This is a genomic window from Micromonospora sp. WMMA1976 (genome assembly GCF_027497335.1).
GTDB lineage: Bacteria > Actinomycetota > Actinomycetes > Mycobacteriales > Micromonosporaceae > Micromonospora > Micromonospora aurantiaca.
Window position 1 is genome coordinate 17,339 of sequence record NZ_CP114912.1, and the last position, 20,407, is coordinate 37,745.

The following is a 20,407-nucleotide window of genomic DNA, read 5'->3' on the forward strand; positions in this document are numbered from 1 at the left end:
GACGGTGGAAGTTCCGACCGGACACTGGGGAGGGTCCGTGACCAGTCCGAGCAGGAATCTCGACGTCCAGCCGGAGGCGCTGAGGGCGTTCGCCGCCGCCTCCCGGGACCGGGCCGGCCGGTTCCGCGAGCTGGAACGGGTGTTCCGCGACGGCCACGTGGCCCGGCACTCCTTCGGTGTGATGCCCGCGTCGTTCAGCCTCGCCGCCGCGTACGAGCAGCAGTTCGAGGCGTGCCTGCAGGGGCTGGCGGACGGTGCCGAGACCATGCTGACCGTCGCCACGGGGCTCGCCGAGACCGCCGCCGCCTACGACGACACGGACTCGGCGAACGACACGATGTTCACCGCCGGCGGCTGAGGGGGAACGGCATGAGCACCGAGGCGCTCCAGCGCAACAAGACCTACTTCGAGCAGATCGTGTCGGGCACGCCCGACCCGTTCAAGCCGCTGTCGAACGCGGTGCTGTGGCCGTTCGAGCAGCTCCTGGAACTGGTCGCCGGTGAGCCGGACGACCTGATGCGGGCGGCCCAGCTCGCGATGACCACCGGGGAGGCGGTCCGGCAGATCGCCGGTGACCAGATCGCCGACCGGGCGCGGCTGCGCGGCGCCTGGGACGGCGACGCGGCGGAGAAGTTCCACGCCTCGATGCAGTCCATCGAGGAGGCGATGGACGATCTGGCAAAGGGGCTGGACGGCACCAAGGAGGTGCTCGTCGACTCCGCGAACGCGTCGGTGGACGCGTTCAACCTGCTGGTCGAGCTGATCCTGGAGTTCCTGCTCTGGTTCCTGACCGAGATCATCATCGCCGCGGTGGCGGCGGCGCTGAGCGCCGGCGTGAGCCTGGCCGCCACTGTGGTGCGGGTGCTGGCCCGGCTCGCCACCACCGTCGGCCGTATGGTCAAGATCGTGGCGCGGTTCGCGGAGATCCTCACGAAGCTCGCCACCAAGCTCCAGAAGGTCGCCAACCTGCTCGACCACTACGCCAAGGTGGTGATGGAGCTGCGCCGGGCCAAGAAGGCGTACAGCGCGTTCAACAAGTCCGGCTACACGAAGGCGGCGCTCGCCTTCAAGGTCGAACGCGCCGCCGTGCTCTTCCCGGGCAAGTTCGCCATCAACCAGGCGTCCCCGGTGAACATCCCCGGCATCGGCGGCGCCCTGCTCGACACCGGGATGGGCCTGCACGACGTCTCCGACGGGCGCAAGGACCGCAACTACCTGGTGGACGGCACGTACCGCGACGACCTCGGCCCGTACACAAAGGGCGTGCAGAACGTGTTCGACTCGATCGTGAACTGAGAGGCAGCAATGACGTTCCCGGCCCTGGACCGGATCGAGGCGCTGGCCCGCAACCTGGACGGGTGGCAGCGCGAACTCGGCGCGCGGATGGCCGAGCTGGAGCAGAGCAGCGCCGAGGGGGTCAGCGACTCCGGTCTGGTCACCGTCGTGGCCGCCGCCGACGGCAAGATCCTCTCCACCGACATCAACGCGCGGGCCATGCGCTTCGACTCCTACACGCTCGCCGAGGAGATCACCTCGGCGGCGAACCGGGCGCAGGAGGCCGCCGCCGCCCGGGTACGCGAGATCGTCGGCGAGGTGATGGGCAACGCGCCGGGCGGGGAGCGCCCCGCCGACGACGGCTACGGCCACGGCCACGACCGATACTGATTCGATGGACGAGACCAGATACCGCGACCGGATCGGCCTGCTCGTCGAGCCGGGCGAGCGCGTCCTGGCCCACGCCAAGGCCGACGTCGGCCAGGGGCTCGCTCCGGCACCGCCGCCCGAGCCGGAGTCCACCGCCGAGCCGAGCCGGCGGACTGTCGGCTCGGTGCTGCTCAACATCCTGCTGCCCCTGGCCACCTGGGACCGCGGCGACCGCCTGGTCGACGCGATCGGTTGGGGGATCGCCGGACGCGGCGCCCCCGGTTCGGCCGCCTCCCGGCTGCACCGCGCGCTCCGCCCGCCCCGGCCCGACCTCCAGGTCCGGGAGACGCTGCTCGCAGTCACCGACCGGCGGCTGGTGGTCTGCCGTACCGGCGGGGTCAAGCTGCTGGCCGGGCGCGAGGCCGAGGAACGCGCGCTGGCCGAGACCGCCGTGGCCTGGTCGGCCGCGCGCGGCGAGGTCGCCTCCGCGCGGGTGGGCTGGCACCGGCTCAACCCGAAGCGGCTGCGGATCGACTTCACCGACGGCTCCTGGCTGTCGTTCACCGTGCCGATCGCCGAGTCCGGCCGCCCGCTGCGCGAGGTCGCCGCCGCACTGTCCGCCTGACCGGACCGCCCTGCCGGGCCCGCGACGGGCCGTCCGGGACCGCTGTCGGCCGGCCACGTCAGCGCGGCCGGGCCCCGCGTCAGGCGGTCAGCGGCCCGGGCAGCGGCTCGCGGTGCAGCACGGCCAGGCGGGAGACCGCCCGGGTCAGCACCACGTAGAGGCGGTGCAGCCCGCGCGGCTCGGCGGCCACGATCGCGGCCGGCTCGACGACCACCACGTGGTCGTACTCCAGGCCCTTGACCAGCGTCGCCGGGACCACCGTGACCCGCGTCGCGGCCTCGACGTCGTCGGCCGTAGCGGTCTCGACGCCCGCGTCGGCGAGCGCCGCGCGGAGCCGGTCCACCGCGTCGTCGGCGGCGATCACACCGACCGAGCCGTCGTGCGCGAGCGCCGCCCGCACCTCGGCCACCGTCGCGGCCGTCAGGTCCTCGGCGGTACGCACATCGAGCGCGCCGTCGTTGCGGAGCGACCGGGCCGGGGGTACGTCGACGGCGAGCGCCGGCAGCAGCCGGTTCGCGAACGCCACCACCGCGGCGGGCACCCGGAAGCCTACGCTCAGCGGCACCACAGCGGCGTCCGGCTTGCCCAGGTGGGCCAGGGACTCGCGCCAGTCGGTCGCCGCCCAGGGCGCGGTGCCCTGGGCCAGGTCGCCGAGCAGCGTGATCGAGCCGTGCTCGCTGCGCCGGGCGATGGCGCGGCACTGCATCGGGGAGAGGTCCTGCGCCTCGTCGACCACCACGTGCCCGAAGCCGGCGGGCCGTTCCAGCAGCCCGGCCACCTCGTCGATGAGTACCGCGTCGGCGGCGGTCCACCGGGTCGCCTTCGCGGTGCGTGCGACCTTGCCGGACCGGAACAGCTCCTGCTCCTCGGGCGTGAGCAGGCCGTCCGCGGCGGCGGCCAGCGCGTCCGCGTCGGTACGCAGCCGGTGCAGCAGTCCGTCCGGCGTGAGTGCCGGCCAGACCGTGTCGAGCAGGTCGGTGACCGGCTTGATCCGGCTCATCCGGCGTAGCCAGGCGTCGTTCGGTGACTCCGCCCGGCGCGCCTCGGCCTGGCGTTGCAGCAGCCCCACCACCCGGGCCCGGACCCGCTCCCGGCCGGTGGCGTAGGGCAGACCCTCCTGCCGCGTCTCGGTGACCAGCCGGTGCAGCGGGTCCAGCCCGATCCGCCACCGGTACGAGCCGTCCGACACCATGATCGGCTCGGTCGGCGTACCGATGTGGGCGTCGACGGCCCGGCGCAGCACCTCGGCCATCCGGACGTCGTGCTTGAGCGCGGCGGCGGCCGGGTCGTCGACCGCGCGGACCGGCACCCGCGCGACCAGGTCCTCCACTGTGGCCTGCTCGACCTCGACCTCACCGAGCGCCGGCAGCACCGCCGCGATGTACGACAGGAACGCCCGGTTCGGCCCGACGATCAGCACGCCCGAGCGGCGCAGCCGTTCCCGGTGCAGGTAGAGCAGGTACGCGGCGCGGTGCAGCCCGACCGCCGTCTTCCCGGTGCCGGGCGCGCCCTGGACGCAGATCGAGTCGGCCAGGTCGGCCCGGACCAGCTCGTCCTGCTCCGGCTGGATGGTGGCGACGATGTCGCGCATCGGGCCGACGCGGGGACGCTCGATCTCGGCGGTGAGGATGCGGCTGGCGGTGCCGAGTTCCTCGCCCCGGTCCAGGTGCTCGTCCTCGAAACTGGTCAGCGTCCCGGCGCTGAACCCGAACCGGCGGCGTACGGCGACACCCTGCGGGTCACGTGCGCTGGCCCGGTAGAACGACCGGGAGACCGGGGCACGCCAGTCCAGCACCAGCGGCTCGCCCAGCTCGTCGGTGACGTGCCGGCGCCCGACGTGGTACTCCCGTCCGGCGTGGTCCGGGTCGTCGCCGCCGAAGTCCAGGCGGCCGAAGAACAGCGGGGTGGTCGGGTCGTCGGCCAGTTCCTTGACCCGCCGGGCCATGTGCCGGCCGAGCTGCTCGGCGGTGTACGAGTCACCGGCCACCTTGTCACCGGTGGCGAAGAGCGCCTCGGCGCGTTCCCGCATCCGTTTAAGCGCGGCGCGGGAGGCGCCGAGGTGGGCACGTTCGGCGGTCAGTTCGGCGTCGAGACCGGGTGTGGCGTCAAGATCGGTTGCGGGCACTGTGAACTCCGATGGCTCAACTGAGGCTCGCTCGCGTGTCCGGGGCGGTTGGCCTGCTCCCGGCGCGGGGACGTCCGCTGCGGTGCATGCTCACCGCGGCCGTCGGGCGGCCATCGACTTTACGGGAGCACCGGCAGGTCGCGCCAACGATTTTCGGGTGTCGGCCGCGGGGTGTGTGTCGGCCGGTCCGGCCTGGCGGCAATCATTGAGGCATGACCGAGGCGCTTCCCGGCCGGAGCCGGGTGACGATCAGTGATCCGCAGGTGATGCGGGCGCTCGCTCACCCGGCCCGCATGGCGATCATGGAACATCTCGGCACGCTGGAGGGCGGTGCGACGGCCACCGAGTGCGCCGAGATCGCCGGCCTGTCGCCGAGCGCCACCAGCTACCACCTGCGCGAGCTGGCGAAGTTCGGGCTGGTCCGGCAGGCGCCGGGCCGGGGTGACGCCCGGGAGCGGGTCTGGCAGGCGGTGAATCCGTCGTTCCATGTCGAGGTGGGGCCGGACGCCGACCCGGAGGCGCGTGCCGCCGAGGCGGCCCTGGTCGAGGCGCACATGGTCCGTGACGCCCAGCGGGTCCGGGACTGGTTGCGCCGCGCGCCGGACGAGTCGCCGGAGTGGTACGCGGCCACCTGGTTCAGCGACAGCATGCTGCTCATGACCGCCGAGGAGCTGACCGAGCTGAACCAGGCGGTCCAGGCGCTGATGGAGCCGTACCGGCGGCGGACCCGGACCGATCCGCCGGCAGGCGCTCGGCCGGTGGCGACGCAGTACCGGGCGATGCCCGTCGACTGAGGGGTTGCGCGCGTCAGTTGTGAAGGATTACTTTCGAAGTATGTCCTTCACAACTGACGAGTCGCGCTGGCCGGACGTCTGGCTCGCGGCCACCGCGCGCGGCATCTCCAGTTGCGGGGACTTCCTCGCCGCCGCCACGCTCACGCTCGCCCTCCAGTCCGCCGGTGCCGGCGGACTCGCCGTCTCCGGGCTGCTGCTCGCCGCGACGCTGCCGCTCGTGGTGCTCGCGCCGCTGACCGGCCGGCTCGCCGACCGCGTGGACAGCCGGGTGCTGCTCGTCGCCGCCGGTCTCGCGCAGGCCGCGGTCTGCCTGGCCCTCGCGTACGCGCGGGATCCGGTGCTGGTGATCGCGCTGGTGGCGCTGCTGGCGACCGGGCTCGCGGTCACCCAGCCGGCGATCGCCGCGCTGGTTCCGGTGATGGTGCGGCCCGAGGACCTGCCCCGGGCGGGCGCGCTCAACCAGACCGCCGGGACGCTCGGCGCGCTCGCCGGTCCGGCGCTGGCCGGGCTGCTCGTCGGGCAGTTCGGCACCCGGGTGCCGCTGCTCGTCGACGCGTTCAGCTACCTCGCGCTGGTGGCGGCCGGGCTGCTCATCCGTACCCGCCGGGGAGGGCGCCGGACGCCGGCCGCAGTCGCCGCGGCGGTCGCGCCCGCCTGGCGGCTGCGCCGTGACCCGCTGCTGACGGTGATGGTCGGCAGCGTGGCCGCGGTGATCGGCGCGGTCGGCGCGGTGAACGTGATCGAGGTCTTCTTCATCCGGGAGACGCTCGGCAGCAGCACCACCGTGTACGGCCTGGTCACCGGCTCCTGGACGCTCGGCATCGTGCTCGGCGCGTGGCTGTTCGCCCGGGTCGCCCGCCGGCTCGCCGACGACGGCGCGCTGCTCGGCGCCGGGCTGGTGCTGCTCGGCGGCTGCTGCCTGGCGGTGCTCGTCTCGGCCGCGGTGCCCTCGGCCTGGCTGCTCGTGCCCATCTGGCTGGCCGGCGGCGTGGCAAACGGCGGCAACAACGTCTTCGACCAGTTGCTGCTGGCCCGGCGGGTGCCCGAGGCCTCCCGGGGCCGGGCGTTCGCCGTCTTCGGAGCGGCCGCGCAGGGCGCGGCGATGGGCGGCTACCTGGTCGGCGGCCTGCTGCTGGAGGTGGCCGGCCCGCGCGTCCTGATCGCCGGCTGCGGCGCGGCCGGCCTGCTGGTCGTGGTGGCGCTGCTCGGGCCGGTCCGACGCGCGGCACGCGCCGAGCGAGCCGGCGTCGCCCGCGCGGCCACGCCTGCCGCCGCCGTGGCAGGCGGTTAGGCGCGGAGGTGCGGAGTTCACCACTCGATCGGATCCCCCGGCGGCGAGGTCGGAGCCACGGCGATACGGTCGGGTCATGGCCGACCGCATCGCCCGCCCCCGCGTGGGGCACATCCAGTTCCTCAACTGCCTGCCGATCTACTGGGGGCTGATGCGGTCCGGCGCGCTGATCGACGTCGACCTGCACAAGGACTCGCCGGATCGGTTGAGCGCCGACCTGGTCGCCGGTGACCTGGACATCGGCCCGATCACGCTGGTTGAGTTCCTCAAGCACGCCGACGACCTGCTGCTCCTGCCGGACCTGGCGGTCGGCAGCGACGGGCCGGTGCTCTCGGTGAACGTGGTGTCCACCCGCCCGCTGGGCGAGCTGGACGGCGCCCGGGTGGCGCTCGGCTCCACGTCGCGTACCGGGGTGCTGCTGGCCCAGCTGCTGCTCGCCGAGCGGCACGGGGTGCGCCCGGAGTACTTCCGCTGCCCGCCGGACCTGACCCAGATGCTGCTGGAGGCCGACGCCGGGGTGCTGATCGGTGACGTGGCGCTGCGCGCCCTCTACGAGGCGCCGGCCAAGGGCCTCGAGGTGACCGACCTGGGACAGGCGTGGCACGACTGGACCGGCCTGCCGATGGTGTTCGCCGTCTGGGCGGTACGCCGCGAGTTCGCCGCAGCCCACCCGGGCCTGGTCAAGGAGGTGCACGAGGCGTTCCTGCGCTCGCGTGACCTGTGCCTGGCCGAGCTGGACCAGGTAGCGGAGGCGGCGGCCCGCTGGGAGACGTTCGACGCGGCGACGCTCGCCACGTACTTCCGGGCGCTCGACTTCTCGCTCGGTGAGCGGCAGGTGGCCGGGCTGCGTGAGTTCGCCCGCCGGGCGGCCGCGTACGGGGAGGTGCCGGCGCTGCCGGCCGGCGGCCCGGAGTTCTTTCAGGGCTGACCGCGCCGCCGCCCGGGGCTCAGGTCGCGGGGCGCAGCAGCGCCTTGGTGATCCGTTCGCAGGCGTCCATGCCGTACTCCCAGCCGCCCTCGACGCCGAACGGGGTGCGCAGCATCACGCCCATCGTCCAGGTGTCGCCGATGGCCAGGCAGTTGACGTGGTACTCCTCTTCCTTGTCCCGGTCGATCCACCCGTTCTTGATGGCGATCTTCTTCTGCTGGGCCGCCGGGAACGCCTTGCGGATGCCGAAGTCGCCGGGAGCGCGGACCTGGCGCATCTCGTTGAGCAGCCACTTGGTCCACTTCGGCCCGGCCGCGCGGCCGTCGTCGATGCAGAGACCGAGCCGGGCGGTGTCCCGAGGGGACAGTTCGGTGCGGCTCCAGCCGCCGTCGGAGGCGACCTCGCTGTCGGTCAGCTTGCAGATCGAGATCAGCCGCTCGATCGAGTCCGAGCCGCCGACGTTCTCGTAGAACTCCTGGGCGCGGGTGTTGTCGCTGTCCCGGATGATCTTCGTGGCATCGGCGAGCTTTGCATCGCTCGGCGTCTTGCCGTCCTCGGCGCTCAGGCGCAGGTAGTCGGCCACCACCCAGGACTTGATCAGCGACGCGGTCGTGCTGGTCTCGCCCATGTTCGCCGAGCCGATGATCTTCCCGGTGCGCTTGTCCAGCACGGACCAGGCGTACCAGCCCTTGATCTTGAGGCTGTCCAGGTTCTTCGCCTGGAACGGCAGCGGGGCGATCGACGGTGAGGGGGCGACGCGTGGCGCGTTGCGGTCGACGGACTGCTGAGTGGACCGCTCGTTCGTCGGTTCGGGACGTGAGTTCGCGGTCGCCTCCAGCGGCGAGCCGGGGATCACGCGCAGGGAGAGGCCGAGCAGGCCGACGAGGACCGCAGCCAGGGCGCTGAAGGCGAGTGGACGCCGATAGCTGCCGGGCCGACGCCGGGCACCGGCCATCAGAGCTTCCCGACCGGCTGCTGCGGCACCTTGAGTGCGGCGCCGGGCTGCGGCGTCACGAGCTGGGTGGCGACGGCGGCGCACATCTTCGCACCGTACGGCAGGCCGGCGCGGCCCGGGTACCGCATCATCACGGAGAGACTCCACTTGTCGGTGAACGCCAGGCAGCTGACGTGCCAGTTGCCGTCGTAGGCGAGCTGGGTCCAGCCGTTCTTCATGTGCACCGGGCCCTGCGCCTTGATCGTCGCGGGCAGGCCGTCGATGATGCCCCACCGGCCGCCGCCGGAGCGTTCCCCCTGCTTGTTGACGCTGCCGGCCACCTTGGTCATCTCGGTGAGCAGCCACTTGGTCCACTTGGGCCCGGCGGCGCGGCCGTCGGCGATGCAGTCGCCGAGGCGGACCGCGTCACGCGGGGACATCTCGGTGAAGCTCCACCAGCCCTTGTACTGGGGTACGTCGCCGGGCTTGGTGTCGGTCAGACCGCAGATCCGGATCGCGCGCGCGATGACCGGGTCCGGTTTGCCGCCCGGCTGGGGCTTGTAGGAGCCGCCGGCCGCCCGGTAGACCCGGTTGGCGCCGTCGTCGTCGCTGTTCCGGATCGCCAGGATCGCCGCCTTCTCGAGGTCGGCGGCCGGCTTCTTGTCGCCGAGCTGACGAAGGTAGTCCGCGACGATCCAGGCCTTGAGCATCGACTCGGTGGAGCTGGTCTGGTTCATGTTCTTCGCGCCGGTGACGGTGCCGGTCTCGCGGTCCATCAGGGCCCAGGAGAAGAACTCGCCCTTGAAGTTCACCGACACCGGGGCGTCGGCGAGCGTCGGGGGCGCGGGCGCGGTCGGCGTCGGCGCCGGGACCTGCGCACCGCCGCCGAGGCCGCCCGCGTCGTCGCCGCCGGCGAGCTTCGCGTACGCGGCCGGCACCAGCATGACGCCACCGATGATGATCGCCACGATGGCGACCGCCATGGTCACGCGAGGTCGCATGAGTGGTGAGCTCCAGATGTCTGGCCGGGGGGACCGGCACTTCCGCATGGGTCCGGCCCGGTCGCCGGCAGGCCGGGGGACGATGGCCTGAACGGTGACGATCATGAAGCCGAACGGTTTGCCGGGGGGAAGTCTACTTCCGGACAGCCCTGATGCCAGGTCTCGACACCCGTGACTTTGCCGGGTGGGCGGGATATTGAGGCACTTTGCCGTCCTTGGGGGATTTCTTCCATTCAGAGTGATCGACATCACAGCTACCAGCGCCGATGGCGGCGCGCGCACGGCCGGTGACGCCAGGTGGTCCGGAAACCTGTTACACCCTCTGGTGTCATTCGTGCCGAGCTGTAACACTGGCTGCATGTATGGCAATGACTTCGCCCCGCCGGAGGACGCTCCGGGCGGCGGCCTGCTCGGCGAGGTGGAGGCGGCGGAGGCGGCGCTGCGCGAGGCGGCGGCACGCGCCCGGCGCGGTGGCGCGGCCCCGGACGAGGACGTCGAGGCGTACTTCGCCGACGTCATCGGCGCCGACCAGAAGATCGAGCCCCGCGACTGGATGCCCGAGGCGTACCGCCGGACGCTGATCCGGCAGATCGCCCAGCACGCGCACTCCGAGATCATCGGCATGCAGCCGGAGGGCAACTGGATCAGCCGGGCGCCGTCGCTCAAGCGCAAGGCGATCCTGCTCGCGAAGGTGCAGGACGAGGCCGGTCACGGCCTCTACCTCTACGCGGCCGCCGAGACGCTCGGCATCAGCCGCGACGAGCTGGTGGAGCTGCTGCTCGAGGGGCGGCAGAAGTACAGCTCGATCTTCAACTACCCGACGCTGACCTGGGCCGACGTGGGCGCGATCGGCTGGCTCGTGGACGGCGCGGCGATCGTCAACCAGGTGCCCCTGTGCCGCTGCTCCTACGGCCCGTACGCCCGGGCGATGATCCGGGTCTGCAAGGAGGAGTCGTTCCACCAGCGGCAGGGCTACGAGATCCTGCACACGCTGGCGCACGGCACCCCGGCGCAGAAGGCGATGGCGCAGGACGCGGTGGACCGCTGGTGGTACCCGTCACTTGCCATGTTCGGCCCGCCGGACGGCGACTCGACGCACAGCGCCCAGTCCATGGCCTGGAAGATCAAGCGCTTCTCCAACGACGAGCTGCGCCAGCGCTTCGTCGACATGTGCGTCGGCCAGGCCGAGGTGCTCGGCCTCACCCTCCCCGACCCGGACCTGCGCTGGAACGACGAGCGGCAGGCGTACGACTACACCCAGCCCGACTACGACGAGCTGATGCGGGTGATCAAGGGCGACGGCCCGTGCAACAGGGAGCGCATGGCGCACCGGCGCAAGGCGCACGCCGACGGCGCGTGGGTACGGGAGGCCGCCGCGGCGTACGCCGCGAAGCGGGCGGAGCGAAAGGCAGTAGCGGCATGAGCGGCCCATCCTCTCCCCTATGGGAGGTCTTCGTGCGGGCCCGTCGTGGCCTGTCGCACACCCACGTCGGCAGCCTGCACGCGCCCGACGCCGAGATGGCCCTGCGCAACGCCCGGGACCTCTACACCCGCCGCCAGGAGGGCGTCTCCATCTGGGTGGTGCCGGCGAGCGCGATCACCGCGTCCAGCCCGGACGAGAAGGACGCGTTCTTCGACCCGGCCGCCGACAAGGTCTACCGGCACCCCACCTTCTACGAGGTCCCCGAAGGGGCTGCGCACCTATGAGCGCGAGGAGTGAGCCGATTTTGCGAGCCCCGCAGTCGCGAACGGAAGGTGGCTCTGTGCCGTTGTTCGACTTCACGCTCGCCGTCGGCGACGACGCGCTGATCGCCGCGCAGCGCCTCGGTGAGTGGACCTCCCGCGCGCCCGAGATGGAGGAGGACATCGCGCTCGCCAACATCGCCCTGGACCAGCTCGGCGCGGCGCGGCTGCTGCTCACGTACGCGGGCGAGCTGGAGGGCGCGGGCCGCGACGAGGACGACCTGGCCTACCTGCGCGACGACCGCGAGTTCCGCAACTGCCTGCTGGTCGAGCTGCCCAACGGCGACTTCGGCGTGACCATGACGAAGCTGTTCTTCCTGGCCGCGTACCAGTCGCCGCTCTACACGGCGCTGGCCGGCTGTGCCGACGAACGGCTCGCGGCGGTCGGGGCGAAGGCGCGCAAGGAGTCGGCGTACCACCTGGACCACGCCGCGCTGTGGGTGAAGCGGCTCGGCGACGGCACCGAGGAGTCGCACCGGCGGATGCAGGACGCGGTCGACCAGGTGTGGCCGTACGTCCACGAGCTGTTCGCCCCGGACCCGGCGGCGCCGGTCGACCCGTCCACCCTTCGGGCCGACTTCGACGCCACCGTGTCCGCGGTGCTGGACGAGGCCACGCTGACCCGGCCGGAGACCGGCTGGGCACCCGGTGGCGGTCGGGACGGCCTGCACACCGAGCACCTGTCCTACCTGCTCGCCGAGATGCAGGTGCTGCACCGCGCCCACCCCGGAGCCCGCTGGTGAGCAGCGCGAGGGCGGCCGCGGCGGCGGTGGTGGACCCGGAGATCCGGGTCATCACCATCGACGAGCTGGGCATCCTGCGCGCTGTCGACGAGGAGCCCGGCACCGGCCGGGTCGTCGTCACCATCACCCCCACCTACACCGGCTGCCCCGCGATGGACGTGATCCGGGAGGACATCCGCCGGGCGCTGGCCGCCGCCGGGCATCCGGACGCCGAGGTCCGCACCGTCTACCACCCGGCGTGGAGCACCGACTGGATCTCCGACACCGGCCGGGCCAAGCTCGCCGCCGCCGGCATCGCCCCGCCCGCGCCGCGCGGCGACGACACGGTGGTGCCGCTGACCCTCGCCGTACGCTGTCCGCGCTGCGGGTCGCCGGAGACCACCCAGATCAGCCGCTTCGGCTCCACCGCGTGCAAGGCGCTGTGGCGCTGCCGGTCCTGTTCCGAACCCTTCGACCACCTGAAGGCGCTGTGACTGTCACCATCACCCGGCCGGTGCGCCGCCGGCCGGTCTTCCACCCGCTGCCCGTCGCCGCCGTGGACCGGCTCACCGACGACTCGGTGTCGATCACGTTCGCGGTGCCGGAGGAGCTGCGCGAGACGTTCGCGTTCTCCGCCGGGCAGCACCTCACCGTCCGCCGTCCGGCAGGCTCCGACGGCGAGGAGGTGCGGCGGTCGTACTCGATCTGCTCCACCCCCGACGAGCTGGCCCGGCACGGCCGGTTGCGGGTCGGGGTGCGTGAGGTCCCGGGTGGGGCGTTCTCCGCGTACGCCTGCGGCGCGCTGCGCGGCGGCGACACCGTCGAGGTGCTGCCGCCGCTGGGCCACTTCACCTCCGCGTTCACCCCGGACCGGGCCCGCCGGTACGGCGCGGTGGTCGCCGGTTCCGGCATCACCCCGGTCCTCGGGCTGGCCGCGACCGCGCTGGCCACCGAGCCGCGCAGCACGTTCACGCTCGTGTACGGCAACCGCACGGCGAACTCGGTGATGTTCGCCGAGGAGCTGGCCGACCTGAAGGACCGCTATCCGACCCGGCTGCACCTGGTGCACGTGCTGTCCCGCGAGATGGGCGAGTCGGCGCTGCTGTCCGGGCGGATCGACGCCGACCGGCTGACCCGGCTGCTCGACACCGTCGTACCCGGTGACGAGATCGAGGAGTGGTTCCTCTGCGGCCCGTACGGCATGGTGGTGGACGCCAAGGCGGTGCTGGCGGGTCGCGGCGTGCCGGACGCGGCGGTGCACACCGAGCTGTTCCACGTCGACGCCCCGCCGGAGCCGGTGCGGCGGGAGACCGACCGGCCCGGGACCGGCACCGAGGTGACGATCCTGCTGGACGGGCGCTCGTCCAGTTTCACGATGGGCCGGGACGAGCGGGTGCTCGACGCGGCGCTGCGGGTGCGTGGCGAGTTGCCGTACGCCTGCAAGGGCGGGGTGTGCTCGACCTGCCGGGCCAAGGTGACGTCCGGTGAGGTGACGATGGCGCGCAACTACGCGCTGGAGCCTGACGAGGTCGCCGCCGGTTACGTGCTGACCTGCCAGTCCAGCCCGGTCACCGACGAGCTCACAGTCGACTACGACGCGTAGGGGCGTCGCCGGGTCAGAGCATCACGGGCGGTGCCGTGGCGGCGCGGCCACGGGCCCGGCTGACATGGCCGCGCCATCCGCCGACCAGCGCGAACAGGGTCCATCCCGCCGCGCCGAGCACGAGCATGCCCCGCTTCCCGTCCGGGTCCACGTCCCGCGCGTCGGCCAGTTCCACCTCGCCCAGCGGGTCGACGAGCACCGTCAGCCGCTGGCCGACCCGGTAGCCGGGGGAGCTGCCCCGGTAGACCAGCGGCTCGTCGAGCCGGCCGGAGTCGCCCTGGAGGACGAACTCGTGCCGCTTGCCGACGGTCTCCACGTCGGTGATGGTCACCTGCTGGGCGACGCCGCGTTCCCGAAGGACCGACTCCGGCGCGAGCTGCACGGTGCCCACCAGCACGAACAGGGCCGGCAGCACCGACAGGAGGGTCAGCCACCAGCCCCGGTGCAGCAGGCGCAGGCCGACCGCGAAGGCGAGGCAGCCGACCAGGCCGACGGAGATCGGCACCGCGATCGGCAGTCCCACGGTGAGGTGGCCGACCACCGCGCTGACCGCGATCACGGCGAGGCCGAAGCCGACGAGCACGGCGGTCATGGTGAGGGACCAGAGGGCGGAGCGGGCGCCGGCCACGTGTACGGGGGTGGGCGGGGGCGATACGACTGACACGCCAGGAGCGTAGGCGGGCGGCGCCAGCGCTCCGCTTCCCGCAGTGGCGTTTCGGGTCGACCGCCATCCGTGACGCGTAGAACGTTACGTCCTACACTTGCCTCATGGAGCAGATCGCCGTCCGGGAGTTGAATCAGCACACCAGCCGGGTGCTGGCGCGGGTGCGCGCCGGTGAGACGGTCGAGGTGACCGATCGGGGTGAGCCGATCGCCCGCCTCGTGCCGGTGCTGGCCGGTGACGCGCTTCTCGGCCGGTTGGTGGCCGAGGGCCGGGCCATGGCCCCGACCACGACCGGCCCGGTCCCGATGCCGCCGGTGCTCGGGGATCCCGCGGTGGACGCGGCGGCCGCGCTGGTCGAGGCGCGCGACGAGGAGCGCTGGTGATCTACCTCGACTCGGCGGCGGTCATCAAGATGCTGCGGCGGGAGGCGGAGACGGCGGATCTGCTCGGCTGGCTGAACGAGCGCGCCGGCACCGCCTTGGTGTCGTCAGCCCTCGTCGAGGTGGAGGTGCCACGGGCGTTGCGTCGAGCCGCTCCACAGGCGCTGGTGGGTGTCCCCTCGCTGCTGGGACGTCTCTACCGGGTCGAGATCGATGCCACGGTCCGGGCGACGGCGGGCGCGTATCCGGAGCCGATGCTGCGCAGCCTGGACGCCGTTCACCTCGCCACCGCCGAGATCCTGGCCCGGCAGGCGGCGGCCGAGTTCGTCGCATTCGTCACGTACGACAAGCGGCTGCTGGAGGCGGCCAAGGCGATCGGGCTGCCAGTGGCCAGTCCGGGCATGCCTTGACCGGGTGGGTCTCTCGTCACCGGGTGAGGAGTGGCGTTTCCCGCCGTCGGGCCCGCGACGTACGCTCGGGGATGTGACGGCGAACCGGGAGATCGACGACATCCTGCAACGCGGCGCGGACGGCGGGCGGATCACGCCCGAGGAGGCGCTGCTGCTCTACACCGACGCGCCCTTCCACGCGCTGGGCGAGGCGGCCGACGCGGTACGGCGACGCCGCTACCCGGACAACATCGTCACGTACCTCATCGACCGCAACATCAACTACACGAACGTCTGCGTGACGGCGTGCAAGTTCTGCGCGTTCTACCGGGCCCCCAAGCACAAGGAGGGCTGGACCCACCCGACCGAGGAGATCCTGCGCCGTTGCGGCGAGGCGGTCGAGCTGGGTGCCACCCAGGTCATGCTCCAGGGCGGGCACCACCCGGACTACGGCGTCGAGTACTACGAGGAGCTGTTCTCCTCGGTCAAGAAGGCGTACCCGCAGCTCGCCATCCACTCGATCGGCCCGAGCGAGATCCTGCACATGGCGAAGGTCTCCGGCGTGAGCCTGGACGAGGCCATCGCCCGGATCAAGGCCGCCGGCCTGGACTCGATCGCCGGCGCCGGCGCCGAGATGCTGCCGGACCGGCCGCGTAAGGCGATCGCGCCGCTGAAGGAGTCCGGCGCGCGCTGGCTGGAGGTCATGGAGCTGGCGCACCGGCAGGGCCTGGAGTCGACGGCCACCATGATGATGGGCACCGGCGAGACCAACGCCGAGCGCATCGAGCACCTGCGGATGATTCGCGACGTGCAGGACCGCACCGGCGGTTTCCGGGCCTTCATCCCGTGGACGTACCAGCCGGAGAACAACCACCTGAAGGGCCGCACCCAGGCGACCACGCTGGAATACCTGCGCCTGGTCGCGGTGGCCCGCCTGTTCTTCGAGACGGTCCCGCACCTGCAGGCGTCCTGGCTGACCACCGGCAAGGACGTCGGGCAGCTCGCGTTGCACATGGGCGTGGACGACCTCGGCTCGATCATGCTGGAGGAGAACGTCATCTCCTCGGCCGGTGCCCGGCACCGGTCGAACCTGCACGAGCTGATCGGCATGATCCGGTCGGCCGACCGGATCCCGGCCCAGCGGGACACGCTCTACAACCGGCTCGCGGTGCACCACACGCCCGCGGACGACCCGAGCGACGACCGCGTCGTCTCGCACTTCTCGTCGATCGCCCTGCCGGGCGGCGGCGCCGGGAGGTCGCTGCCGCTGGTCGAGGTCAACTGACCCGGTTCCGCCGTTCGGCCGGTCGGCCTCCGTCGTGCGGCCGGAGCTCCGCCCGTTTCCGGTGAAGCTTCGGCCAGGGGTCTTCACCTGCGTGATCACCGACGGCTAGCCTGCCCGCGCGACACCACCGATCCGGGCCGCGAGCAGGCAGGTAACAGGTCGGCGGCGACCCGGTCGAGCACGGCCCGGTGAGCCGACGACGCCATTACGCTTGCGGCGTCCGTCGGACCGTCGTCCTCCATCGGCCCATGAGGGCCGTTCACATAACGCACCGCGGCAGGGGCGGGATGGGTCATCCATCCCGCCCCTGCCGTCTGCCGGGATCGATGGAATTCCCACCGCAGGACGGTGGTGTGACGATGCGTCGCTCCGGTACCGTCCGTTCGTTCGGCACGTGATCACGAGTCCCTACCCCCGGGGGAACAATGACCTTCCGCTACCGGTCCACGCTGGCCCGCGCCGGCGTCGTGGCCCTGCTCTCCACCGCCGGTCTCGGCGCCGCCGCCGGCCCGGCACAGGCTGCCGGCAAGGCCGACCTCCAGCTCATCCCGCTCAGCTACCAGCTCGCCAAGGGCGTCACCGAGGCGAAGGCCAAGCCGTTCAAGTTCCAGGTGAACAACACCCTGGGAACCGTCGACGCGAAGGACGTCCGGGTCACCGTCGAGACGAAGGGCCTCAAGACCGCCAAGGTCGGCGTGCTGGTCCCGGCCGGCTGCGACATCCGTGGCACCACCTTCTCCTGCCTGCTCGGCGACCTGCCCGCCGGCACCACTGAGGACTTCGGCCTCCCGCTGTTCTCCACCGGCGGCAAGGGCGCGGCCGGCACGCTCACGGTCTCGATCAGCGCGGCGAACGGCACCGGCGTGCTCGACTCGGTCGACCACGACATCACCGTCACCGACCCCGGCTACGACCTCACGACCTGGGTCCAGGACGTGTACGCCGGCGTGGCCGTCGACGGCGACGACGCCGACGAGGCGGGCCTGCGCCCGGTCCGGCCGGGCGAGACCGCGCCGCTGGACTGGGCCGTGTTCAACGACGGCAGCGAGCGCGCCACCGGCATCAAGTACGGCATCGCGCTGCCGGCCGGTGTCACCTTCGCGAAGCTGCCCGACGGCTGCGTCGAGCAGAACCTGGGCGGCTTCGCCAACGCGTACTGCGAGGACCTGGGCGCGGTGCTCAAGCCCGGCCAGTACTACACCGCCGACGTCCGGGTGACTGTCGGCGCGGACGTGACCGAGAAGCTGCTCCGCCCGGGCTTCGTCTGGGCCGCCGGGCTGGACTCGGCCGCCGGCACGCCGGAGGAGAAGCCGAAGGTCGCCACATCGGCGCAGCGCCGCGCGTTCTCCGAGGCCGACGACGGTGACAACACCGCCCAGTTCGACGTCTTCGTCGACCAGAGCCCGCAGTCGACCCCGAGTCCGACGCCGACCGCCGGCCCGACCTCGTCGCCGACCGCCCAGCCGACGCCGACCGGTGGCGCTACGGCGGTGCCGACCCCGACCGCCGGTGGTGGCACGGGTGGCGGCACCGGCGACGGTGGCCTGCCGGTGACCGGCATGCAGGTCGGCCTGATCGGCGGCATCGGCGCGGCGGTGCTCGCCGCCGGCGCGGTGCTGATGATGCTGTCCCGCCGCCGCAAGGTGGTCCTCGTCGCTCCGGGCGAGGAGCGCACCGGCGACTGACCGGGGACCGATACGCGACCAGGGCGGGGTGGGTGACCATCCCGCCCTGTCGCGTACCCGGGGGGAGCCGGGGGCGGCGCGGCTGGCAGAGTGGAGGGGTGAGCCGTACCCCGCAGGGCCAGCGCGCCAGCCTGGACAAGCAGCCGCACGAGGTCGCCGCGATGTTCGACGGTGTCGCGGCCCGCTACGACCTGACGAACACCGTCCTGTCGTTCGGGCAGGACCGGTCGTGGCGGCGGGCCACCCGGGCGGCGCTCGGGTTGCGGCCGGGCGAGCGGGTGCTGGACGTGGGCGCCGGCACCGGTGTGTCGACCGAGGAACTGGCCCACTCCGGGGCGTACGCGGTCGGCGCGGACCTGTCGCTGGGCATGCTGTACGCGGGCAAGCGCACCCGACCGGCCGTTCCGCTGCTGGCCGGGGACGCGCTGCGGTTGCCGTTCGCCGACGCCAGCTTCGACGCGGTGACCATCTCCTTCGCGCTGCGCAACGTCAACGACACCGACGCGGCGCTGACCGAACTGGCCCGGGTGACCCGGCCGGGCGGGCGGCTGGTGGTGTGCGAGTTCAGCACTCCGGTGAACCCGGCGTTCCGCACTGTCTACCTGTCGTACCTGATGCGGTCGTTGCCGGCGGTGGCCCGCGCGGTGTCGAGCAATCCGGACGCCTACGTCTACCTGGCGGAGTCGATCCGGGCCTGGCCGGACCAGGCGGCGCTGGCCGCGCGGATCGGCGCGGCCGGCTGGGGCCGGGTGGCGTGGCGCAACCTGACCGGCGGCGTCGTGGCGCTGCACCGGGCCGTCCGAAACTGACCGTCCGACCAGCTGACGCTGGTCATTTCGTGAATATCCGGTTTTGGTCTACTTTGTTCCGTAGGCTCGCCCCCATGACGGGACCAGACCAGGCCGCCACCGACGACGACGCCGCCGAGCTGATCGCGCAGCTCCGCGAGCTGGCCGGCGCGGATCCCGCCGATGTCCGGCAGGTCGTCGCCGAGGTGCTGGCCGCGCTGGACCGGGCCGCCGGTGGGGCGTTGCGCGACCATCTGCCCGAGGCGATCCGCCTCGACGCCGGGCTCGGACCGGCCGCGCAGGCGCGCCCCTGACCGGTCTCGACGCTCTTACCGGCGCGTTTCCGCGAAGTTAGGCCCCCCTCAGCGCGTACTGGTGTAACGCCGGTCATAGACTCCAACCGGATCGGCTTGTGAAGCATTTCACGAGCATGCGGGAGGAGGCGCGGATGACCGCGGTGGAGAACGACGCCGACGTCATCGTCGTGGGCGCCGGTCCCGGAGGATCGGCCACGGCGTACCACCTGGCGCGGCACGGCGTACGCGTGCTGCTGCTGGAGAAGACGGAGTTTCCCCGGGAGAAGGTCTGCGGCGACGGGCTCACGCCCCGCGCCGTGCGGCAGCTGATCCGGATGGGCGTGGACACCTCGCCCGAGGCGGGCTGGCTGCACAACAAGGGCCTCCGGGTGATCGGCGGCGGCATACGCCTGGAACTGGACTGGCCCGACCTGGCCAGCTTCCCCAACTACGGCCTGGTGCGCACCCGGCTCGACTTCGACGACCTGCTCGCCCAGCGTGCGGTCGCCGCCGGGGCGAAGCTGCAGACCAGCGTCAACGTCCTCGGGCCGGTGCTCGGCGCAGACGACCGGGTGATCGGCGTGCAGGCCGAGGTCGGCCCGGACAAGGAACCCGCCACGTTCCACGCGCCGCTCGTGGTCGCCGCCGACGGCGTCTCCGGCCGCTTCCCGCTCGCCCTCGGGCTCGCCAAGCGGGAGGACCGCCCGATCGGCGTGGCCGTCCGCCGCTACTACCGCTCGCCCGCGAAGCACGACGACGACTACCTGGAGTCCTGGCTGGAACTGCGGGCCAAGGGCAGCGACGCGCTGCTGCCCGGCTACGGCTGGATCTTCGGCCTCGGCGACGGCCGGGTGAACGTCGGCCTGGGCGTGCTGAACTCCTCCTCGGCGTTCGGCAAGACGAACTACCGCAAGCTGCTCACCGACTGGCTCGCGAACACCCCCGAGGACTGGGGGATGACCGACGAGTCCAACGCGGAGGGTCCGATCCTCGGCGCCGCGCTGCCGATGGGCTTCAACCGCGTCCCGCACTACACCCGCGGCGTGCTGCTCGTCGGTGACTCCGGCGGCATGGTCAACCCGTTCAACGGCGAGGGCATCGCGTACGCGATGGAGTCGGGCGAGATGGCCGCAGAGGTCGTCGTGCAGGCGCTGGCCCGCCCGGCCGGCGCGGAGCGGGAGCGGGCGCTGATGGCGTACCCGCAGGAGCTGAAGGCCCGCTTCGGCGGCTACTACCGGCTCGGCGGCGTCTTCGTGAAGCTCATCGGCCGCCCCGAGATCATGCGGATGGCGACCAAGCACGGCATGCCGCACCCGATGCTCATGCGCTTCGTGCTCAAGCTGCTGGCCAACCTGACCGACCCGCGCGGCGGGGACGCGATGGACCGGGTCATCAACGCGATGACGAAGGTGGCTCCGGCCGTGTAGAAGACGACCGGCCCGGGGCGGAACGCCCACGGGCCGGACAGAGATCGACCCCGCCGACCGAGGTCGTGAGGGACGTGAATAGT

General features: G+C 72.4%; 23 protein-coding genes. 19 read left to right on the forward strand and 4 right to left on the reverse strand.

The features are described from left to right. Nucleotides 1–37 precede the first annotated feature (37 nt). Genes O7546_RS00095 through O7546_RS00110 form a run of 4 tightly spaced genes read left to right on the forward strand, consistent with a single transcriptional unit; the run spans nt 38 to nt 2,269 of the window. Complete coding sequence (locus tag O7546_RS00095) at nt 38–358, forward strand: type VII secretion target (RefSeq protein ID WP_194802055.1); 321 nt, start codon at nt 38–40, stop codon at nt 356–358. Nucleotides 359–369: 11 nt separating this feature from the next. Beyond that, nucleotides 370–1,296: a WXG100 family type VII secretion target gene (locus O7546_RS00100; RefSeq protein ID WP_194802054.1), complete on the forward strand. Its 927-nt coding sequence runs from the start codon at nt 370–372 to the stop codon at nt 1,294–1,296. A gap of 9 nt (nt 1,297–1,305) precedes the next feature. Next, a complete protein-coding gene (locus O7546_RS00105; protein WP_269698016.1) occupies nt 1,306–1,665 on the forward strand; it encodes a YbaB/EbfC family nucleoid-associated protein in 360 nt (119 codons plus the stop codon). 4 nt (nt 1,666–1,669) lie between these two features. Beyond that, nucleotides 1,670–2,269, forward strand: coding sequence for a hypothetical protein (locus tag O7546_RS00110; RefSeq protein ID WP_194802053.1), 600 nt, complete (start codon nt 1,670–1,672; stop codon nt 2,267–2,269). Nucleotides 2,270–2,348: 79 nt separating this feature from the next. On the opposite strand, the gene O7546_RS00115 is transcribed toward O7546_RS00110, so the two are convergent. Beyond that, nucleotides 2,349–4,394 carry an AAA family ATPase gene (locus O7546_RS00115; protein WP_269698017.1) on the reverse strand — a complete coding sequence of 682 codons (2,046 nt, stop codon included), beginning with the start codon at nt 4,392–4,394 and terminating at the stop codon, nt 2,349–2,351. Nucleotides 4,395–4,606: 212 nt separating this feature from the next. Here O7546_RS00115 and O7546_RS00120 point away from each other — a divergent pair, with 212 nt between their 5' ends. The 3 genes from O7546_RS00120 to O7546_RS00130 all read left to right on the forward strand — a co-directional run bounded on the left by O7546_RS00120 (nt 4,607) and on the right by O7546_RS00130 (nt 7,407). Next, nucleotides 4,607–5,188: a winged helix-turn-helix domain-containing protein gene (locus O7546_RS00120; RefSeq protein ID WP_194802051.1), complete on the forward strand. Its 582-nt coding sequence runs from the start codon at nt 4,607–4,609 to the stop codon at nt 5,186–5,188. A gap of 40 nt (nt 5,189–5,228) precedes the next feature. After that, nucleotides 5,229–6,479, forward strand: a complete 1,251-nt coding sequence (locus tag O7546_RS00125; protein WP_281600333.1) for an MFS transporter — start codon at nt 5,229–5,231, stop codon at nt 6,477–6,479. A gap of 76 nt (nt 6,480–6,555) precedes the next feature. Then, complete coding sequence (locus O7546_RS00130) at nt 6,556–7,407, forward strand: menaquinone biosynthesis protein (RefSeq protein ID WP_194802049.1); 852 nt, start codon at nt 6,556–6,558, stop codon at nt 7,405–7,407. A gap of 19 nt (nt 7,408–7,426) precedes the next feature. Here O7546_RS00130 and O7546_RS00135 read toward each other — a convergent pair whose 3' ends face one another. Together O7546_RS00135 and O7546_RS00140 are read right to left on the reverse strand one after the other, a co-directional pair. Next, on the reverse strand, nt 7,427–8,362 hold the full coding sequence (locus tag O7546_RS00135) for a hypothetical protein (protein ID WP_194802048.1): 936 nt from the start codon (nt 8,360–8,362) through the stop codon (nt 7,427–7,429). Beyond that, the gene (locus tag O7546_RS00140; protein ID WP_269698018.1) at nt 8,362–9,342 is read right to left on the reverse strand and encodes a hypothetical protein; all 981 of its coding nucleotides are present in this window, start codon (nt 9,340–9,342) and stop codon (nt 8,362–8,364) included. Before O7546_RS00140 ends, O7546_RS00135 begins: the two co-directional genes overlap by 1 nt. A 358-nt stretch (nt 9,343–9,700) precedes the next feature. Here O7546_RS00140 and paaA point away from each other — a divergent pair, with 358 nt between their 5' ends. Genes paaA through paaE form a run of 5 tightly spaced genes read left to right on the forward strand, consistent with a single transcriptional unit; the run spans nt 9,701 to nt 13,410 of the window. Continuing rightward, complete coding sequence (gene paaA, locus O7546_RS00145) at nt 9,701–10,765, forward strand: 1,2-phenylacetyl-CoA epoxidase subunit PaaA (protein WP_194802046.1); 1,065 nt, start codon at nt 9,701–9,703, stop codon at nt 10,763–10,765. Then, complete coding sequence (paaB, locus tag O7546_RS00150; protein WP_135244135.1) at nt 10,762–11,049, forward strand: 1,2-phenylacetyl-CoA epoxidase subunit PaaB; 288 nt, start codon at nt 10,762–10,764, stop codon at nt 11,047–11,049. Before paaA ends, paaB begins: the two co-directional genes overlap by 4 nt. A gap of 56 nt (nt 11,050–11,105) precedes the next feature. Further along, complete coding sequence (gene paaC / locus O7546_RS00155) at nt 11,106–11,828, forward strand: 1,2-phenylacetyl-CoA epoxidase subunit PaaC (protein ID WP_194802045.1); 723 nt, start codon at nt 11,106–11,108, stop codon at nt 11,826–11,828. After that, the gene (gene paaD, locus O7546_RS00160; protein ID WP_194802044.1) at nt 11,825–12,301 is read left to right on the forward strand and encodes a 1,2-phenylacetyl-CoA epoxidase subunit PaaD; all 477 of its coding nucleotides are present in this window, start codon (nt 11,825–11,827) and stop codon (nt 12,299–12,301) included. Before paaC ends, paaD begins: the two co-directional genes overlap by 4 nt. Next, nucleotides 12,298–13,410 carry a 1,2-phenylacetyl-CoA epoxidase subunit PaaE gene (gene paaE / locus O7546_RS00165; RefSeq protein ID WP_281600334.1) on the forward strand — a complete coding sequence of 371 codons (1,113 nt, stop codon included), beginning with the start codon at nt 12,298–12,300 and terminating at the stop codon, nt 13,408–13,410. The genes paaD and paaE overlap by 4 nt, the downstream gene beginning before the upstream one ends. Before the next feature lie 13 nt (nt 13,411–13,423). On the opposite strand, the gene O7546_RS00170 is transcribed toward paaE, so the two are convergent. Beyond that, entirely contained in the window at nt 13,424–14,074 is a 651-nt protein-coding gene (locus O7546_RS00170; RefSeq protein WP_281600335.1) for a hypothetical protein, read from the reverse strand. A gap of 104 nt (nt 14,075–14,178) precedes the next feature. Here O7546_RS00170 and O7546_RS00175 point away from each other — a divergent pair, with 104 nt between their 5' ends. From O7546_RS00175 to O7546_RS00205, 7 genes are all read left to right on the forward strand, one after another. Continuing rightward, the gene (locus O7546_RS00175) at nt 14,179–14,457 is read left to right on the forward strand and encodes a type II toxin-antitoxin system prevent-host-death family antitoxin (protein WP_145755709.1); all 279 of its coding nucleotides are present in this window, start codon (nt 14,179–14,181) and stop codon (nt 14,455–14,457) included. Beyond that, nucleotides 14,454–14,864 carry a type II toxin-antitoxin system VapC family toxin gene (locus tag O7546_RS00180; protein ID WP_194802042.1) on the forward strand — a complete coding sequence of 137 codons (411 nt, stop codon included), beginning with the start codon at nt 14,454–14,456 and terminating at the stop codon, nt 14,862–14,864. Before O7546_RS00175 ends, O7546_RS00180 begins: the two co-directional genes overlap by 4 nt. 73 nt (nt 14,865–14,937) lie before the next feature. Further along, nucleotides 14,938–16,128: a cyclic dehypoxanthinyl futalosine synthase gene (gene mqnC, locus O7546_RS00185; RefSeq protein WP_194802041.1), complete on the forward strand. Its 1,191-nt coding sequence runs from the start codon at nt 14,938–14,940 to the stop codon at nt 16,126–16,128. Between the two features lie 425 nt (nt 16,129–16,553). Continuing rightward, nucleotides 16,554–17,813: a cell wall anchor protein gene (locus O7546_RS00190; protein WP_194802040.1), complete on the forward strand. Its 1,260-nt coding sequence runs from the start codon at nt 16,554–16,556 to the stop codon at nt 17,811–17,813. Between the two features lie 161 nt (nt 17,814–17,974). Next, nucleotides 17,975–18,622 carry a demethylmenaquinone methyltransferase gene (locus O7546_RS00195; protein WP_281601130.1) on the forward strand — a complete coding sequence of 216 codons (648 nt, stop codon included), beginning with the start codon at nt 17,975–17,977 and terminating at the stop codon, nt 18,620–18,622. A gap of 74 nt (nt 18,623–18,696) precedes the next feature. Then, a complete protein-coding gene (locus O7546_RS00200; protein ID WP_030273586.1) occupies nt 18,697–18,915 on the forward strand; it encodes a hypothetical protein in 219 nt (72 codons plus the stop codon). Between the two features lie 134 nt (nt 18,916–19,049). Continuing rightward, nucleotides 19,050–20,324 (forward strand): geranylgeranyl reductase family protein, encoded by a 1,275-nt coding sequence (locus O7546_RS00205; RefSeq protein ID WP_030273587.1) that lies wholly within the window; start codon nt 19,050–19,052, stop codon nt 20,322–20,324. Nucleotides 20,325–20,407 lie beyond the last annotated feature (83 nt).

What these genes read in the sequence shown, in the direction of transcription:
- paaB (WP_135244135.1), top strand. Translation starts at nt 10,762, where the DNA reads ATGAGCGGCCCATCCTCTCCCCTATGGGAGGTCTTCGTGCGGGCCCGT.
- O7546_RS00195 (WP_281601130.1), top strand. Translation starts at nt 17,975, where the DNA reads ATGTTCGACGGTGTCGCGGCCCGCTACGACCTGACGAACACCGTCCTG.
- O7546_RS00100 (WP_194802054.1), top strand. Translation starts at nt 370, where the DNA reads ATGAGCACCGAGGCGCTCCAGCGCAACAAGACCTACTTCGAGCAGATC.
- O7546_RS00140 (WP_269698018.1), bottom strand. Translation starts at nt 9,342, where the DNA reads ATGCGACCTCGCGTGACCATGGCGGTCGCCATCGTGGCGATCATCATC.
- paaA (WP_194802046.1), top strand. Translation starts at nt 9,701, where the DNA reads ATGTATGGCAATGACTTCGCCCCGCCGGAGGACGCTCCGGGCGGCGGC.
- O7546_RS00200 (WP_030273586.1), top strand. Translation starts at nt 18,697, where the DNA reads ATGACGGGACCAGACCAGGCCGCCACCGACGACGACGCCGCCGAGCTG.
- O7546_RS00105 (WP_269698016.1), top strand. Translation starts at nt 1,306, where the DNA reads ATGACGTTCCCGGCCCTGGACCGGATCGAGGCGCTGGCCCGCAACCTG.
- O7546_RS00130 (WP_194802049.1), top strand. Translation starts at nt 6,556, where the DNA reads ATGGCCGACCGCATCGCCCGCCCCCGCGTGGGGCACATCCAGTTCCTC.
- O7546_RS00120 (WP_194802051.1), top strand. Translation starts at nt 4,607, where the DNA reads ATGACCGAGGCGCTTCCCGGCCGGAGCCGGGTGACGATCAGTGATCCG.
- O7546_RS00110 (WP_194802053.1), top strand. Translation starts at nt 1,670, where the DNA reads ATGGACGAGACCAGATACCGCGACCGGATCGGCCTGCTCGTCGAGCCG.
- O7546_RS00190 (WP_194802040.1), top strand. Translation starts at nt 16,554, where the DNA reads ATGACCTTCCGCTACCGGTCCACGCTGGCCCGCGCCGGCGTCGTGGCC.
- O7546_RS00135 (WP_194802048.1), bottom strand. Translation starts at nt 8,362, where the DNA reads ATGGCCGGTGCCCGGCGTCGGCCCGGCAGCTATCGGCGTCCACTCGCC.
- O7546_RS00175 (WP_145755709.1), top strand. Translation starts at nt 14,179, where the DNA reads ATGGAGCAGATCGCCGTCCGGGAGTTGAATCAGCACACCAGCCGGGTG.
- O7546_RS00205 (WP_030273587.1), top strand. Translation starts at nt 19,050, where the DNA reads ATGACCGCGGTGGAGAACGACGCCGACGTCATCGTCGTGGGCGCCGGT.
- O7546_RS00125 (WP_281600333.1), top strand. Translation starts at nt 5,229, where the DNA reads ATGTCCTTCACAACTGACGAGTCGCGCTGGCCGGACGTCTGGCTCGCG.